Here is a 15,807-nt window from a genome sequence, read left to right as displayed (position 1 = left end):
GCGAAGAACGGACCTAGCGCCCGGTGCGCCCCGAGCCATAGGCGGAGGGCCCCCGAGCCGGGGCGGGGCCTTCGGGCCCTGCGGCTCGGCGACGTGGCGGTGCTTCGGGTCCCCCGGCTCGGTGACGTGGCGGGCCATCGGGTTCTCCGCCTCGGCGGCGTGGCGGGGCTTCGGGCGCGCCAGGGTCGGCGTCGGGGCGGGGCTTCGGGCCCCGCGGCTCGGTGTCGGGGCGCGTCGGTCAGGCCGATGGTTCCGCGCGGCGGCGCATCACCCACACGCCGGCGCCGAGTGCGGCCGCGACGAGCCCGCCGCCCAGGGCGATCTGACCCGGGCTCATCGAGCCGACGCTGCCGCCCATGCCGCCGCGGGCGGCGCCCGAAATGACGTTCAGGGAGACCGTGACGCGCTCGCCACCGGGGCCGCCGCATTCGAAGGTGACGGGGTGCGAGCCGGGGCTGATGTCGCGGAAGACGGTGGCGCTGCCGAAGAGGTTGCTGGCCTCCAGGTTGCCCGGGGTCAGGCGGACGCTGCCGAACGCGCGGGAGGACGCGGTGCCGGTCTTGGTGCCGCAGCCGGTGATGTTGAGGCTGACCCGGCCGCCGGGGGCGACGGAGCTGGGGGAGACGCTGGCGGAGGCGTTGGCGTGGGCGAGCGTGACGGGAGTGGCCGCGGCGGCGATGAGGGTCGCGGCCGCGATGCTGATGAGGCGGTGCCGGTTGCGCGTGGCGGACATGGAGAGAACTCCTCGGGCTCCTCGAAACGGCGCGGCCAGGGCACGGATGTGACGCGGATTCGGTTGCGCACCGTGCCATGGACGCTAGGAGCCCAGCGCTGAGGCGGCGATCGGAGCCGGGTGAACGGGTGACCGACTGCCCCGCCTGGCCTACGCTCTCGGGCCGGCCGGGGGAAAACGGATCAGGCGGCCGGGGCCGGGGCCGGGGGCGGGCGGCGGATGAGGAAGACGGCCAGGGCGCCCGCCGCGAAGAGGGCGGCGACCGAGACCGCGGTGCCGAGCCAGGTCGTGCCGAGCCACTGAGTGCCGAAGTAGCCCAGGGCCACGCTGTAGCCGGCCCAGGCCATGCCAGCCAGAACCGACCAGGGCAGGAACTCCTTGACCTTGCGCTGCGTCTTGCCCGCGCCCAGGGAGACCACCGAGCGGCCGGCCGGGGCGAAGCGGGCGATCACCACCAGAGCGCCGCCGCCGCGGGCCAGGGCGGTGCCCAGGTGGTCCTGGGCCCGCGTCAGCCGGCGGGAGCGGGCGATGGCCCGGTCCAGCCGGGCTCCGCCGCGCCGGGCCAGCCGGTACGCGGCCATGTCACCCAACACCGAGGAGGTCGTGGCGATCACCAGCAGCGCCATGATGTCCGGCACCTGCGCGGGCACCGGCACTGGGCCGGCCGCCCCGGCGGCGGCCGCCGCGGCCGCCGCGGTGATCACCAGGACCCCGCTCGGGAGCACCGGCAGGAAGACGTCGAGCACGATGGACAGCGCCACCACGGCGTAGATCCACGGGCTCGTCATCAACGACCCCAGAGTCTCAAGCAAAGCGGGACTCCCCAGTCCGGTTCAGGGTGCTTCGGCAGTGAAGCGCCGCGACGTCGCGGGGGAGCGGCAGGGGCGGCTGACAGCCATACAGCGTACGCCCGGCGTTCGCATGCTGGACGCCCGGGGCGCCCCGTGTGTCAGGCCCGCAAGCCCCCGCTTCGGCCCACGGCCGGGCCTCCGCCCGGCCCCCGGATCCGGGGGCCGTTCCAGTCGTACGCGTGACGGCCGGGCGCGTTACCCGGGCTTCGCGGCGGTCAGCTCGCGGTCCAGTACGGTGACCAGCCGCGCCCCCTGGCGACCTCGCGGCGCCTTGCGGGCCTGGTCCAGCCGCAGTCGGGCCGTGCGGCCCGCCAGGGCGAGCGTCATCAGCTGGTTGCCGAACCAGGGCCCTCCCGTGCGCCGCCAGCTGAGCGGAGGCCGGCCCGTGCGCCCGTGCCGGGAGAAGCCGCGCCCCAGCCACCGCCCGGTCCGCGACCAGCCCAGCCGGAAGCCCCACTTCACCGCCACGTGGATGGAGTTGTGCACCGGCGAGCACGTCAGCTGGAACACCCGCGCCGTACTGGGTATTCGGGGCTCGGCCACATACGCGTGGTGCACGTCCCCCGACAGCACGCACACCGTCGCCGGCGCCCGCGGCCCCGTCCCCACCTCCTCGATCAGATCGCTGAGCGCCGAGAACGAGGCCGGGAACGCCGCCCAGTGCTCCAGATCGCTGCGCCGGCGCAAGTCCTCCCCGATCCGCGCCCACCGAGGGCCCCGCTCCCCGCGGCACAGCGCCGCGTTCCAGACCTCCGCGTCATGGATCAGCGGCGGCATCAGCCAGGGCAGCGAGGACCCGATGAGCAGGTGGTCGTAACCCCCGTGTCCGGCGAGGGCGTTGTCCCGGAGCCACTGCTGCTCCGCCGGGTCGAGCATCGCCCGCCCGTCCTCGGCCAGCACCCGGGCCGCACGGGTGTCCACCATCAGCAGCCGCGACCGGCCGAAGTCGCGCCGGTAGCTCCAGCGGACGCCGGCCGGATCGGCGTCCGCCGCGGCGGCGAAGGCCCGTAGCGCGTCCGTACCGTCCGGGGTCCGGCGTATCGCCCCGTACAGCGCGTCCGCCTCCAGCTCGGCGAGGGAGAGATTGCCCAGGTGCTGGTACACCCAGTACGACATCAGCCCGCTGAGCACCCGCTCCGGCCACCACGCCGTCGCCCGCATCTCCGCCAGCCACGCGGCGCTGGTGTTCCAGTCGTCCACGACGTCGTGGTCGTCGAATATATGGAGGCTCGGCACGGTGGACAGGAGCCAGCGGATCTCCGGATCGAGCCAGGACTCGTAGTAGAGCCGGGTGTACTCCTCGTAGTCCGCGACCTGCGCGCCCGGGGGCTCCCGCAGGTCCCGCCGGGCCGCCAGCCACCGGCGGGTCTCCCGGGACAGCTGGTCGGCGTACACCTGGTCGCCGAGCAGGAGGAGGACATCGGGCCGGACCGCCTCAGGGTCGGTGGCCAGCCGCCCCGCGAGGGTGTCCAGCGCGTCCGGGCCGTGCGGCCCGCGCCGGCCGGCGGGGGGCGCGGCCTGCCGGCAGGAGCCGAACGTGACCCTCAACCCGGGCGCGGGACGGCCCTGCCCGGCGACGGCAGGCGTGGTGATGGTGCTCGGCGGGAAGGCGCTGTCGGGCAGCGGCCAGACGCGGACGCCGTCGAGCAGTACCTCGTACGCCGTCGTGGCTCCAGGGGTGAGGCCGGTCACCGGTACCAGCGCGTAGTGGTGCCCGGCTATCTGGAAGGTGCGCACGCTCCCCCCGGCTCCGTCGGCGCAGCGCACCTCGGCCGTGCACGGGCGGTCCGCCTCCACCCAGAGCGTGGCGGAGCCGCCCGTGTCCCAGTCGACGTAGCGCAGCAGTGGCCCGAGCCGCAATCCGGCCATGTAACTCCCCCTCCTCCGTAGCCCCTTCGATCACGGTACGACGCGGAGGGGGAGCCTGGCCTCCCCCTGGCGGGGGAGAGGCCGGGAGCGGGCCGGCGGTGGCGTCAGCAGCCGTTGAGAACGTTCACCAGGGCCGTCTTCTCGCCGGAGTCCATGCTCAGACCCCAGTACTGCTTCACGTTGACCCACATGCGGGCGTACGTGCAGTAGTACGCGGTCCGCGGCGGCATCCACTTGCCGGGGTCGAGGTCGCCCTTGGCCTGGTTGACGTTGTCGGTGACGGCGATGAGCTGCGGGCGGGTGAGGTCGTTGGCGAACAGCTGCCGCTTGCTGGTGGTCCAGGAGCTGGCGCCGGAGCGCCAGGCCTCGGCGAGCGGGACGACGTGGTCGATGTCGAGGTCGGAGGCGGCGGTCCAGGTGGCGCCGTCGTACTCGGAGTACCAGCTTCCGCTGACCGCGGCGCAGGAGGAGTCCTGGACGACGTTCACGCCGTCGCGCTTGAGGACGGTCTCGCGCGTGTTGCAGGTGCCGGAGACGGTGGTCCAGTGCGGGAACAGGTCGCGGCTGTAGCCGGTGGTGGAGCCCTCCGCCTTCGGCGTGACCGTGGCGAGGTACGAGCGGGCGGCGGCCGCGCTGATAGGGGTGGGCGGGGAGGCCTGTGCGGCCGGCGCGTTCACGAGGGAGGTGAGGGAGGCGAGCGCGGCAGCGGACGCCAGTACGGCGATGCGACGCGCGTAGACGGCGGGTATGAGGGTCCTGAAGGCCATGAGGGGACTCCGTGGATGAGGGGGGATGTGGGCCGTTCGGCCCCGGAGGGGTGCGGCCATGGTGTCGGCGCCAGGTTTCGCGGGGATGGGCGCCAGGTGACAGCCTGCCGACATGAGCACGTCACATCAAGATGTGCAAGGGCCCCTGATTAAGCGGAAGTTGAGGTTCCGTGGGGGTGGCGGAGGTGCGGGCGGAGGCAAGACCGGGATCAAGGGGTGATTCCGGGCGCGGGCGTCACGTACTCTGGACGAGCAGAAGGGGAGTAGCTCTTCGCCGGACCGTCGACATACTGCTGGGTCACCCCAGCCGGCGCCCGGAGGCAGGCCGCGGACAGCGGTCGGTCAGCGAGACCTTCGGCCGCAGTGTCCTGTTCAGGCATTGGCGCGTGCACGCACGCACCGACGCACCCGGGGCGCCGCCGAGCCGAAGCGACCCCTGAATCACCCCCAGGTCTCTCGGTGCCGACGGCGTCTCGCCGCACCGATTGAGGTTCCGCCCCGTGTTCAGCTTCACCGTCATGGCGATCGCCTTCGGCGTCGTCTTCCTCGCCGAGCTCCCCGACAAGACGGCCCTCGCCGGCCTGATGCTCGGCACCCGCTACCGCGCCTCGTACGTCTTCGCGGGGGTCGCCGCGGCCTTCGCCGTGCACGTCGGGCTGGCCATCGCCGCCGGCAGCGTGCTCACCCTGCTCCCGCACCGGCTGGTGCAGGCCGTCGTCGGCATCCTCTTCCTCGCGGGGGCGGTCATGCTGCTCCTGAAGAAGAGCGAGGGCGAGGAGGACGTCACGCCGCCCGCCGACCAGTCCTTCTGGAAGGTCTCCGGAGCCGGCTTCATGCTGATCCTGGTGGCCGAGTTCGGCGACCTGACCCAGATCATGACGGCCAACCTCGCCGCCCGGTACGACAACCCCGTCTCCGTCGGCTTCGGCGCGGTGCTCGCCCTGTGGGCGGTCGCGGCCATCGGAATCCTGGGCGGGCGGACCCTCATGAAGTACGTGCCGCTGCGGCTGATCACCAGGGTCGCGGCCGCGGTGATGGCGGCGCTGGCCGCGTTCTCGCTGTACGAGGCGATCGCGGGCTGAGCGCGGGCGGCGGGCCGCGGCCGGAAATTCCGTTGCGGAAGGCAGGGGCATGGGGGACGCTCGCGGCCGTGACCGACGATCTTGCAGGTATCTCCATGCCTGAGCCCGCGCCCGCGCCCGCGCCCGCGCCCGCGTCCTCGCCTGAGCCCGGGGCCGCGCCCGGTCCGCGTTTCGGCTGGGACAACATGTTCGTCCACCCCGATGACGACGCCCGCACCGACGGCGGCTTCCAGGGCGAACGGGCCACGCTCGCCGGCTACCTGCGCGACCAGCGGCTCACGCTGGAGCTGAAGTGCACCGGCCTCAACGCCGAGGCGATGGCGCGGCGCTCGGTGGAACCGTCGAACCTGTCCCTGCTGGGCCTCGTACGACACCTCGCGGGGGTGGAGCAGAAGTGGTTCCGGGGTGTGATGGCAGGCCAGGCGCTACGTCGGCACTACCGCACGGACGACGACCCCATCGGGGAGTTCACCGGCGCCGTGGCCGACCCGGCGGTCGTCGAGGACGCCTGGGCCACCTGGCGGGCGGAGACCGCGTTCGCGGAACAACTCGTCGCCGAGGCCCCTGACCTCGACGTCACCGGCGACAACGGCGGGGAGCCGATGGCGCTCCGCGAGGTGCTGGTCCACATGATCGAGGAGTACGCCCGCCACAACGGTCACGCCGATTTCCTGCGCGAACGCATCGACGGCCGCGTGGGACAGTAGCGCCGACGCCCGCGTGAGGACGGGCCGGCAGGCTCATTCCCAGGGCGTGAACCGCCACTTCTGGCGGCTGCTGCCCTCGCAGTCTCCCTGGACGACGTCCGCGCCCTTCCTGGCACTCGCGTGCTCCACACTGACGCAGTGCTCGCCCTCGATCGAGTAGAGGTCTCCACTACCGTTCAGCCACCACGTCGCAGTGGTCGTCATGTCCCCGCAGTCCGCCTGAACGGTGTCGGCACCCAGCTCAAGGCTGTCCTGCGCAACGGCCAGGCACTTGTCGCTGTGCTGCGCCCGGATTTTGACCAAGAGGCCGTGCTCCAGCTTCCCGGCGGGCCGGTCGGCGACGTTCGTCAGCCGCCAGCGCTGGTCCGTGGCGCCCAGGCAGTTCCACTGGATCACGTCCGCGCCGTCGCGGAGACTGGATGCCGCGACGCTCAGGCACATGTTGCTCGGGGACCGAATCTCGTAGTACTGCACAGCGGCGTGGGCCGGCCCCGGGCCGACCACCAGGGACTGAGCGAGTGCCACGCTGGAGAGCGCGGCCAGGCGGGCCGTACGACGCGTCATCGGGTTCGGCATACTTCTCCTCCTTCCCGTTCTCCTGCGTATTGGGAAGCGAAGTGCGAACTGCCTGTGACCTGCTATGACTCGCTATCGCTCGCCACGAATGCCTGCAGGGCAACGCTAGCGGCGTTTGGGTGACCACCCCGTCTTGGGCTCTGCCATTCGGGTTACCGCGGGCAGGGCTACGCCCGGGGTGTGGGGTGGAGGGTGAGGTGGACGGCGCCGTCCGGGGTGGAGTGGACGCGGATCGACGTCAGGTCGGGGACGTGGGCCGTCGGGGCGTGGGCGGCGGCGCGGGGGCCGATGCCGATGACACGCATGCCGGCGGCCCGGCCCGCGGCGATACCGGCGGCCGAGTCCTCGAAGACGATGCAGTCGGCCGGGTCCACGCCCAGTTCCGCGGCGCCCTTGAGGAAGCCCTCGGGGTCGGGCTTGCTGGCCGCGACGGACTCGGCGGTCACCCGTATCGCGGGCATCGGCAGGCCGGCGGCGGTCATCCGGGCCGCGGCCAGGGCGGCGTCGGCCGAGGTGACCAGGGCGTGCGGGAGGCCGTCGATCGCGGCCATGAACTCGGGGGCGCCCCCGACCGGGACCACGCCGTCGGTGTCGGCGGTCTCGCGGGCCAGCATCACGGTGTTCTCGGCGTAGTTCTGCTCCATCGGGCGTTCGGGGAGCAGGATGGCCATCGTGGCGTAGCCCTGGCGGCCGTGGACGACCTTGAGGGCCTCCCGCGGGTCCAGCCCGTGGGACACCGCCCAGTCGCGCCAGCAGCGCTCGACCACCGCGTCGGAGTTGACGATGGTGCCGTCCATGTCCAGGAGCAGGGCCCTGGCGCTGAGGACGAGGGGGGCGGTGGCGGTGCTGGCCGGCATCGACGGGGCTCCAGACAGGGTGCTAGAAGTGAAACAAGTGGTTCCGTCCACCGGTCAGGGAGTGAGGACGGAACCACTTTGTTCCTACACGATACAAAACTGAGGGCGGTCTGCGCCACTCGCCCTGTCCCGCGGCCCTCCCGCGCCCGTCCCGCCTCCGTCCGGCCCCCGTCCGGCCTCTGTCCCGTCCTATCCCTCCAGGGCCTGCCGGGTCGCCGGACCGTAGACGCCCCAAGGGTCCTCGGTGATGTCGTTCTCCCACTGGAACGTCGACACCGCGTTCTCCGTCCGGTCATCGAACTTGCCGGTGAACTTGCCCCGGTAGAGGTGCTCCGCCGCCAGCAGCCGCTGGAGCTGCTCCACCTCCGGGCCCGAATCGCCGTACTGCAGGCTCTTGACCGGCGCCGGCGCCGGCGCCTTCGGGCTGGGGGAGCGGCTTGCGCTCGCCGACCGGCTCGGGGACGGGGACGCGGAGCGTGAGGCGGAGGCGGACGGCGATGCCGAACGGGACGCACTCGGCGACGGTGACGCCGAACGTGAGGCGGAGGGGGACGGGCTGCGCCTGGGACTCGGTGAGGCCTGGGTCGGCCCGGCCGGGGCCGCGCTCACCGCGGGCGCCGACGGCTTCGGACCGGTCAGCGCGGTGTCGGCCGTCCCGGAACCCCCGAACACGCCCGCCGCCAGGGCCGCCGACCCCAGGGCGACCACCGCTCCCGCGCCGATCAGCAGGGGCAGCAGCCGCCGCCGGGCAGCGGGACCGGACCGCCCCTCCGGGGCCCCACCCCCACCCCCTCCCCAGCCCCCTCCGGTTGCGTTCCCCGGCCCATCGCCGGTTCCGCCGCCGTGCGGCGGCTGCGGCTGTGATCCCGGCAGGAACCCCGGCTCCGCTGGTATCGCCCGCAGCGGGACCGTCTCGTCCGGCCATGCCGGGTGCACCGGCGGTACGGGTATCCCGTACGCCGGGGTGTCGTCCTGGTCCGGTGCCGCCCCGGGCGGGACCGGGGGCAGCAGTTCCGTAGCAGCCTCGCCCGCATGGCCGTACGCGCCCCGGCCCGGCGCCGGCGGGGCCTCAGGGGCCTGCGGCGGCGGGGCGACGACGCCCAGCAGCGGCTGCGGGGACGGCGGGGCGTCCGCCTGGCCCGGGTCGGGCAGCGTTACATACGGGCGGATACGCAAGGGCTCGAACCCCGCACGCCGCGCACACCCGCAGCCGACGCCCACGGCGTCGCAATCTGGACAGCGCTCAGCGCTCAATGGAACCCTCCCTGGACACTGCCTGCGATTATCCAGACCCGCCAGGGCTTGCCAACCCCCCTCCGACAGGCCATAACCGGACACACCACTCAGGATGGAAATGTTGATCCGGCCCGAGGAGGAGTCGATGGCTCAGGATGTGACCCCGTCGGCCGTGGACCCCGGTCCCGACCCGCAGAAGACCGGCCCCGCGACCGAACACGCCTCCCGCGACGTGCTCATCGCCATCGGCGCACTGCTGCTCGGGCTGCTGATCGCCGCGCTCGACCAGACCATCGTCTCCACCGCCCTTCCGACGATCGTCAGCGATCTGGGCGGGATGGAACACCTGTCGTGGGTGGTCACCGCCTACATGCTCGCCTCCACCGCAGCCACTCCGCTGTGGGGCAAGCTCGGCGACCAGTACGGCCGCAAGAAGCTCTTCCAGTTCGCCATCGTCCTCTTCCTCATCGGCTCCGCCCTGTGCGGGATCGCCCAGGACATGCCGCAGCTCATCGGGTTCCGCGCCCTGCAAGGCCTGGGCGGCGGTGGACTGATGGTGCTGTCGATGGCGATCGTCGGCGACATCGTCCCGCCCCGCGAACGCGGCAAGTACCAAGGCCTCTTCGGCGCCGTCTTCGGCGCGACCAGCGTGCTGGGCCCGCTGCTCGGCGGCTTGTTCGTCGACCACCTCTCCTGGCGCTGGGTCTTCTACATCAACCTCCCCATCGGTCTCGTCGCGCTCGCCGTCATCGCGGCCGTCCTGCACATCCCGGTGCGCTCCTCGAAGCACACCATCGACTACCTCGGCACCGTCCTCATCGCCTCCGTCGCGACCTGCCTCGTCCTCGTCGCCTCCCTCGGCGCCACCTGGGGCTGGGACTCGGCCCGGATCATCGGCCTCATCGTCCTCGGCGCCGTGCTGCTCGTCGCCTTCCTCTTCGTGGAACGCCGGGCCGCCGAACCCGTCCTGCCGCTCAAACTGTTCCGGATCCGCACCTTCACCCTCTCCTCGGTGATCAGCTTCGTCGTCGGCTTCGCGATGTTCGGCGCGATGGTCTACCTGCCGACGTTCCTCCAGGTCGTGCGGGGCGTCTCGCCGACGATGTCGGGCGTCCACATGCTGCCGATGGTGCTCGGCATGCTGATCGCCTCCACCGGCTCCGGCCAGCTCGTGAGCCGCACCGGTCGATGGAAGGTCTTCCCGATCGCCGGTACCGCCGTCACCGCCGTCGGACTGCTCCTCCTGCACCAGCTGCACCGCGACAGCAGCGACTGGGAGATGAGCGTCTACTTCTTCGTCTTCGGCGCGGGGCTCGGCCTGGTCATGCAGGTACTCGTGCTGGTGGTGCAGAACGCGGTGAGCTACGAGGACCTCGGCGTCGCCACCTCCGGCGCCACCTTCTTCCGCTCCATCGGCGCCTCCTTCGGCGTCGCCATCTTCGGCACGGTCTTCACCAACCGCCTGGACGACAAGCTCGCCACCGCTCTCGCCGGCGTCCCGCTGCCGCCCGGCACGAGCGCCGCGCAACTGGAGGCCGACCCCCGGGCCATCGCCGAGCTGCCCGCGGAGCTGCGTCCCCCCGTGCTCGACGCCTACGCCACTTCGATCACCGACGTCTTCCTCTACGCGGTGCCCGTGGTCCTCCTCGCCTTCGTCGTCGCCTGGTTCCTCCGCGAGGACAAGCTCCGCGGCTCGGTCACCGCACCCGATGTGACCGAGACCCTCGCCTCCAACCCCGTCGAGCGTTCCTCCCGGGACGAGGTCGCCCGCGCGCTGTCGGTCCTCGGCACCCGCGAGGGCCGGCGCCACGTCTACGAGAAGATCACCGAGAAGGCGGGCTACGACCTGCTCCCCGCAGCCAGCTGGATGCTGCTGCGGATCAACAAGTACGGCTCGGTCGAACCCGCGTTGCTCGCCGAACGCACCGCGGTGCCGCTGAAGGCCATCACCGAGGCAGCCCGCCAGATCGAGGAGCGCGGGCTCGCCTCCCGGGACGGGCTGCCGCTGGTCCTGACCGACCGGGGCCGTGAGACCGCCGCTCGGCTGACCGCCGCCCGGCAGGAGTCGCTCGCCGAGCTGCTCGGCGACTGGTGGGGCCCCGGACGTCCGACCGACCTGGTCAAGCTGGTCGAGGAGATCAACGCGGAGCTCTGCGGTTGCGACGACGAGGAGCCCCACGACACCTTGCCGCGCCGGGACCACGCCGCCCGCTGAGGCCCGCCGAGGCCCGCTGAGACCCGCACAGGGCCGCTCAGGTCCGCGGCGGGCCGCCGGGGACCCCGGTCAGACCAGGCGCTTCTCGAACCAGTGCTCGGCGTACGGCCCGGAGTTGTACGCCGGTATCTCCCGGTACCCGTGCCGCGCGTACAGAGCGCGTGCCTCCACCAGATCGGACCGGGTGTCCAGGCGCACCCTCTCGGCGCCGAGCTCCCGGGCGGCCTCCTCCAGGACCGCGAGCAGCGCCGCCCCGCCGCCGAGGCCGCGGGCGCGCTGGTCGACGTACACCCTGGTGAGCTCGGCGGTGACGGGGTCGAGCAGGCGTATGCCGCCGCAGGCGAGGGGCTTGCCGTCGAGCCGGCCCACGACGAACTGGCCCGTTGGCGGGGCCAGCCCGTCGTCCGGGGAGTCCAGCAGGCCCTGGTCGATCTCGGCTTCGGTGGCGGCCCGTTTCCAGTACCGGCCGGCGACCTCCGCGAAGTACGCGCGGCGCAGGGCGGTGGCGTCCGGGGTGCTGAAGGACTCAGGGGCGACCGTCCATGTCGAGGCCGGCGCCGCAGGGGCTGAGGTACTGATCATGTTGCTCGTCATGGCGTCATTGTGGGGTCCGCGCACCGACTCCTGCGTTGGAATATCCACAGGCACGGTCCGATGATAGGAAAAGGACAAACCGTGCACACGGAGGGCCGTGAACCGTCATGTCTGAGCACCCTGACTGTGCCCTGATCCGCCGTGGCTACGAGGCCTTCGGCAAGGGCGACCTGGAGACGCTGAGCTCGTTGATGACGGCGGACGTCATTCATCACGTGCCCGGCAACAACCCGCTTTCCGGGCACCACAAGGGGCGCGAGGCGGTCATGGACCTCTACCGCCGCCTCGGTGAGGAGACGAACGGAACCTTCCAGGTCCACCTGGAATCGGTCCTCGCCGACGGCCGCGGCCACGCCATGAGCTTCCACACCTCGCGCGGCGACCGGGGAGACCGGGGCATCGAGATCCGCGAAGGCCTCTTCTTCACCATCGTCGGCAACAAGATCACAGACATCGACCAGTGCACCGCGGACATCGACGAGAGCGACGCCTTCTGGAGTTAGTCGGGTAGCCGAGCAGCCGGCAGGGCTCGCCCGGGTCACGAAGAAAGACGAGGCCCGGAGCCAACCGGCCCCGGGCCTCGCCCTGTTCACGCCTGCTTGGGCGCCGCCTGCTGCACGACCTCGAACGACCACACCGAGGACCCCGAGGCCGCCGGCTTCGGACGCTCCCCGCCAGCCCCGCCGGCCGCCCCGCCGCCGCCCTGGTGAGCGGCCTTCATCGGCCCCTCCATCCACGCCTGGAAGTCCTCCTCGGACCGCCACCGCGTGTACACCAGGTACTGGTCGGTGCCCTCGACGGGGCGCAGCAGCTCGAACCACTCGAACCCGTCCGACCCCTCAACGGCCCCCGCCCGCGAGGCGAAGCGCTGCTCCAGCACCTCCCGCTGCTCGGCGGGAACGGTGAGTGCGTTGATCTTTACAACACTAGGCACATGACACCTCTCAGGAATCACAGGCCGGGCCATGCGCCTAGCCTTGACGACGTGCGTTCAGTCTCCTACATCCGGCAGTCGAAGCGTCGTGAAGACGATTCCCAGGCGTCACCCATGGCGCAGCGCGACCGATGCGCGTCACTCATTAGCTCGAAAGGGTGGAAAGATGCGGGGCACTTCGAGGATGTCGGCAAGTCCGGATGGGACCCGAGCACCCACCGCCCGGCGTTCGAGGAAATGATGACGGCCGTACGCGGCGGCCACGTGGACGCGGTGGTCGTCTTCTCGCTGTCTCGCCTCACACGCCGTGGCGCGCTGGAAGCCATGCGGATCATCGAAGAGCTGGAGTCGCACGGTGTCCGGCTGGTCAGCGTCGAGGAACCGTACCTCGACACGTCCACCCCGGTCGGTGTCGGAATCCTCGCCATCATCGCGGGTCTGGCGCAGCAGGAATCCGACATGAAGTCGGCCTACGTCTCCGCCACCAAGGACACGCTCCGGCGGGCCGGTAGCCACGTGTCCGGCGTCGCCCCGTACGGCTTTACGACGGAGCGGGGAACCAGCGGCAAGCTGTCCGTCATCCGGCTCGTCCCGGACCCCGTAGAGGCCCCACATGTCCGTGACATGGCCAAGTGGGCGGCAGGCGGCCTGTCCGCCTCGCAGATCGCCAAGCGTCTCAACGAAGAGGGAGTGCCGACCAAGGCCGAATCCCTGGGAGAGGCGGGGATAAAGCGGCTTGCCGCGCGGCGTGCCCGGGCGGTCTCGGAAGCCGTGGACCGGCCGGCGTGGGTGTCCTCCACCGTGCTCCGCATCCTGCGGGACCCTCGCCTTGCCGGGTACGCCATCGAGTGGCAAGGGCGCCTCCTGCCGACGAAGGATGCTGAGGGCAACCCGGTCCCGGGCAAGACGGGCAAGCGCGTCATCCTCCGTGACGAGGATGGGCAGCCTGTCCAGACGCACGATGGGCTGATCCCCGCTGAGGAGTGGTGGCTGCTACAGGACGTGCTCAACGGCCGCACACAGACCGTCGTGCGCGCTGGGCGACGCGTGCCCACGCTGCTTGCCGGTCACGGGCTGCTGTTCTGCGACGTGTGCGGCTCCGTCATGGTCGCTGACCGCCGGGCGGGAAAGCTCTATTACAAGTGCAATCGGGCCGGGGGAGTCGTAGCCGGCCACGGCGGTCTCGTCATCGGTCAGGAAGCGGCGGACGACCAGACCGCACGCCGAGTGTGGGCGCGCCTCACCGCCATGGACCCGGACGACCCGGAAGATTTGGAGTGGCTCGCTGAGGCGGCACGTCGATTCGCCAGGCAGCGGGATACGTCCCAGCGAGACGCTGAACGAGCGGCCGTACGCGCCGAACTGGAGCACGTACGGGAGTCTCGCCGCATCCTGCACATGGACCGGTTGGCCGGTGTCTACGACGACAAGACCGGCACGCAGATGTTCCAGGAGTCCATGGCGCGCCTGTCGGCCCACGAGGAACGCACGGCTGAACGGCTTGCCCAGTTGGACGCGAGGGAAAGCCAGACGATCGAGATTCCCAACGAGTGGACCGGCGTGGACGGAGACCCGATCGGCGAGGGGTCCACGTGGGCGGCGTGGGACCTCAAGACGAAGCGGGAGTTCCTGGTGCTGTTCATCGACTCTGTGCGGATCGCCAAGTCTGTGGGCAGGGGCCGGAACGCGAACACGCCACACCGCGTGATCCTGCGGTGGGCTGAGTCTCCGGAACCTGCGGGGGCCTGAGCCTGCCTGAGCGTCATTCACGGCTCGTTGCTGGGGAAACCCGGTGGCGGGCCGTTCGGCGTTCCAGGCAGCGTGTGTGACCTGCGGGATTGCTGTCAGTGGCTCCGCCTAGGGTCGGGGGCGACGTCGGACTTCGGTCACGGTTTCGTCGGGGGAGTGGTGGAACGACGTTGACGGGGTGGGTCTCGGTTTCCGCTGCTTTGCTTCTTTGGGCCCTGCCCGGAACCCCGTCCTAACCCTTGTGGTTACTGGCTTGCAGCGCTGCCGCAGCAACGGTTCATGATCAACAAAAACGAAAGAGGGGGTGCCGCTTGACGGCCCTTGAGGAGTCGCGTGCCACGTGTTCTGAGTGCCTTGGCCCACGTCCACGCTCTGACCGTGGGACGTGCGGTGCGCCGTTGTGCGTCGAGTCGGCCCGGTTGCAGATCGCCGCCCGCAAGGCGCGTGAGGCGGTACGGGCTTCCACTGGTGCGCCTTGTTGTCATCGCTGCGGTGAGCCTCATGGGCGGGAGTCCTGGGCGCTGTACTGCCTGCGGTGCGCGGAGGAGGCGGAGAAGTCCCGGCACGATGCGCGCAAGAAGGAGGTGGAGCGGAGGCGGCAGGAGGTTGCCCAGAAGCCTTGTCAGGGCCCGAAGTGTTCGGAGCCCGTGGGCCTGTCGGGTGGTCGCGGTCGCCTGTACTGCTCCGATCGGTGCAGCCGTGCCGTTGAGCATCTGCGCAAACGTGCCCGTACCAAGCCGGGACCGGTGGATTGCCGGCGCTGCGGCAAGCCCGTGGTCCTGAAGTTCCGCGATGGCGTGTGCCGTGCCTGCCAGGCGGTGCAACGGACTGTCGCCCGACGGGCCACGCTTCAGCGCAAGGTTCGTGCTGCGCACGGCGATGCACGTTGCTTCCACTGTTCGGCCCCGCTGCCCGAGGGCGGAGTGATCGACCACCTGACTCCCATATCGCGGGGTGGGTTGTCGACCGTCGCCAACATGCGAGTGGTCTGCGTGGTGTGCAACTCATCTAAGAAGGACCGACTGTTGGACGAGTGGTCCCCACCGCTCCTGGCGCTGCGCTGACCAGGGGGCCTCTGCCCTGTCCGTCACCGGAGCGTGTGGGAGCGAAAATGGACTGATGGACCATCAGGGGATTTCGGTGGGGCGGATGTTGCGCAGTGTCACGATTCCACCCGTCTCAGAACATCCCGAAATCCCTTGATGTTTTGAGACGGGTTCTGAGACGATTGGCGCATGGCGACGCCCGCAGGACACCTGATCGGATACGCCCGAGTCTCCACCGACGACCAGGAAGCACAGTCGCAGCACGACGCGCTGAGGGTGGCCGGCTGCGCCCAGATCTTCACAGACAAGGCGAGTGGCAAGAACACTGACCGGCCTGAGCTGACGGCCGCTCTTGACTACCTGCGCCCCGGCGACACTCTGTGCGTGTGGAAGCTGGACCGGTTCGCGCGGTCGCTGATCGACCTTGTGACGCTGGTGGACTCGCTTGCTGCCCGTGGGATCGGCTTCAAAGTACTGACTGGGGCGCTGGCGAGCATCGACCCGAACACCCCGGACGGCCGGCTCATGCTTCAGGTGGTGGGAGCGATGGCGGAGTTCGAGCGTAGCCTGACCCTGGGTATTCAGCGGAAT

General features: G+C 71.0%; 16 protein-coding genes. 7 read left to right on the top strand and 9 right to left on the bottom strand.

Annotation, left to right across the window (positions count from 1 at the left end; all coding sequences use genetic code 11):
- Positions 1-238: 238 nt before the first annotated feature.
- The 4 genes from J7I97_RS37440 to J7I97_RS37425 form a co-directional block, all read right to left on the bottom strand.
- A complete protein-coding gene (locus J7I97_RS37440; protein WP_214944635.1) occupies positions 239-733 on the bottom strand; it encodes a hypothetical protein in 495 nt (164 codons plus the stop codon).
- A 182-nt stretch (positions 734-915) separates the two neighbouring features.
- Positions 916-1,545: a DedA family protein gene (locus J7I97_RS37435; protein WP_214944633.1), complete on the bottom strand. Its 630-nt coding sequence runs from the start codon at positions 1,543-1,545 to the stop codon at positions 916-918.
- A gap of 234 nt (positions 1,546-1,779) precedes the next feature.
- Positions 1,780-3,453: an alkaline phosphatase D family protein gene (locus J7I97_RS37430; RefSeq protein WP_214944631.1), complete on the bottom strand. Its 1,674-nt coding sequence runs from the start codon at positions 3,451-3,453 to the stop codon at positions 1,780-1,782.
- 104 nt (positions 3,454-3,557) lie between these two features.
- Positions 3,558-4,202: an HNH endonuclease family protein gene (locus tag J7I97_RS37425; protein WP_214944640.1), complete on the bottom strand. Its 645-nt coding sequence runs from the start codon at positions 4,200-4,202 to the stop codon at positions 3,558-3,560.
- A 518-nt stretch (positions 4,203-4,720) separates the two neighbouring features.
- Between J7I97_RS37425 and J7I97_RS37420 the strand changes: the two genes are divergently transcribed.
- Together J7I97_RS37420 and J7I97_RS37415 are read left to right on the top strand one after the other, a co-directional pair.
- Complete coding sequence (locus J7I97_RS37420; protein ID WP_214944629.1) at positions 4,721-5,302, top strand: TMEM165/GDT1 family protein; 582 nt, start codon at positions 4,721-4,723, stop codon at positions 5,300-5,302.
- 185 nt (positions 5,303-5,487) lie between these two features.
- Positions 5,488-6,009 (top strand): DinB family protein, encoded by a 522-nt coding sequence (locus J7I97_RS37415; RefSeq protein WP_214944639.1) that lies wholly within the window; start codon positions 5,488-5,490, stop codon positions 6,007-6,009.
- A 33-nt stretch (positions 6,010-6,042) separates the two neighbouring features.
- On the opposite strand, the gene J7I97_RS37410 is transcribed toward J7I97_RS37415, so the two are convergent.
- From J7I97_RS37410 to J7I97_RS37400, 3 genes are all read right to left on the bottom strand, one after another.
- Positions 6,043-6,585 carry an RICIN domain-containing protein gene (locus tag J7I97_RS37410; protein ID WP_214944626.1) on the bottom strand — a complete coding sequence of 181 codons (543 nt, stop codon included), beginning with the start codon at positions 6,583-6,585 and terminating at the stop codon, positions 6,043-6,045.
- A 167-nt stretch (positions 6,586-6,752) separates the two neighbouring features.
- On the bottom strand, positions 6,753-7,442 hold the full coding sequence (locus J7I97_RS37405; protein WP_214944624.1) for an HAD-IA family hydrolase: 690 nt from the start codon (positions 7,440-7,442) through the stop codon (positions 6,753-6,755).
- 189 nt (positions 7,443-7,631) lie between these two features.
- Positions 7,632-8,618, bottom strand: a complete 987-nt coding sequence (locus tag J7I97_RS37400; RefSeq protein WP_214944622.1) for a peptidoglycan-binding protein — start codon at positions 8,616-8,618, stop codon at positions 7,632-7,634.
- 205 nt (positions 8,619-8,823) lie between these two features.
- Between J7I97_RS37400 and J7I97_RS37395 the strand changes: the two genes are divergently transcribed.
- The gene (locus J7I97_RS37395) at positions 8,824-10,893 is read left to right on the top strand and encodes an MFS transporter (RefSeq protein ID WP_214944620.1); all 2,070 of its coding nucleotides are present in this window, start codon (positions 8,824-8,826) and stop codon (positions 10,891-10,893) included.
- A 69-nt stretch (positions 10,894-10,962) separates the two neighbouring features.
- Here J7I97_RS37395 and J7I97_RS37390 read toward each other — a convergent pair whose 3' ends face one another.
- Entirely contained in the window at positions 10,963-11,487 is a 525-nt protein-coding gene (locus J7I97_RS37390; protein WP_251051027.1) for a GNAT family N-acetyltransferase, read from the bottom strand.
- A 107-nt stretch (positions 11,488-11,594) separates the two neighbouring features.
- Between J7I97_RS37390 and J7I97_RS37385 the strand changes: the two genes are divergently transcribed.
- Positions 11,595-11,990, top strand: coding sequence for a nuclear transport factor 2 family protein (locus tag J7I97_RS37385; protein ID WP_214944618.1), 396 nt, complete (start codon positions 11,595-11,597; stop codon positions 11,988-11,990).
- An 86-nt stretch (positions 11,991-12,076) separates the two neighbouring features.
- Here J7I97_RS37385 and J7I97_RS37380 read toward each other — a convergent pair whose 3' ends face one another.
- On the bottom strand, positions 12,077-12,421 hold the full coding sequence (locus J7I97_RS37380; RefSeq protein ID WP_308365476.1) for an antibiotic biosynthesis monooxygenase: 345 nt from the start codon (positions 12,419-12,421) through the stop codon (positions 12,077-12,079).
- Between the two features lie 51 nt (positions 12,422-12,472).
- Here J7I97_RS37380 and J7I97_RS37375 point away from each other — a divergent pair, with 51 nt between their 5' ends.
- From J7I97_RS37375 to J7I97_RS37365, 3 genes are all read left to right on the top strand, one after another.
- Complete coding sequence (locus J7I97_RS37375) at positions 12,473-14,170, top strand: recombinase family protein (protein ID WP_214944614.1); 1,698 nt, start codon at positions 12,473-12,475, stop codon at positions 14,168-14,170.
- A 584-nt stretch (positions 14,171-14,754) separates the two neighbouring features.
- Positions 14,755-15,234 (top strand): HNH endonuclease signature motif containing protein, encoded by a 480-nt coding sequence (locus J7I97_RS40575; RefSeq protein ID WP_374103734.1) that lies wholly within the window; start codon positions 14,755-14,757, stop codon positions 15,232-15,234.
- Positions 15,235-15,405: 171 nt separating this feature from the next.
- Positions 15,406-15,807: recombinase family protein (locus tag J7I97_RS37365; RefSeq protein WP_214944610.1), on the top strand; the 402-nt coding region annotated here is incomplete at its 3' end.

Origin of the sequence: Streptomyces sp. ISL-87 (assembly GCF_018614095.1) — a bacterium.
Classification (GTDB): Bacteria; Actinomycetota; Actinomycetes; order Streptomycetales; family Streptomycetaceae; genus Streptomyces.
The sequence above is the reverse complement of the archived record's forward strand: the minus strand, read 5'-3'. Positions and strand labels throughout refer to the sequence as shown.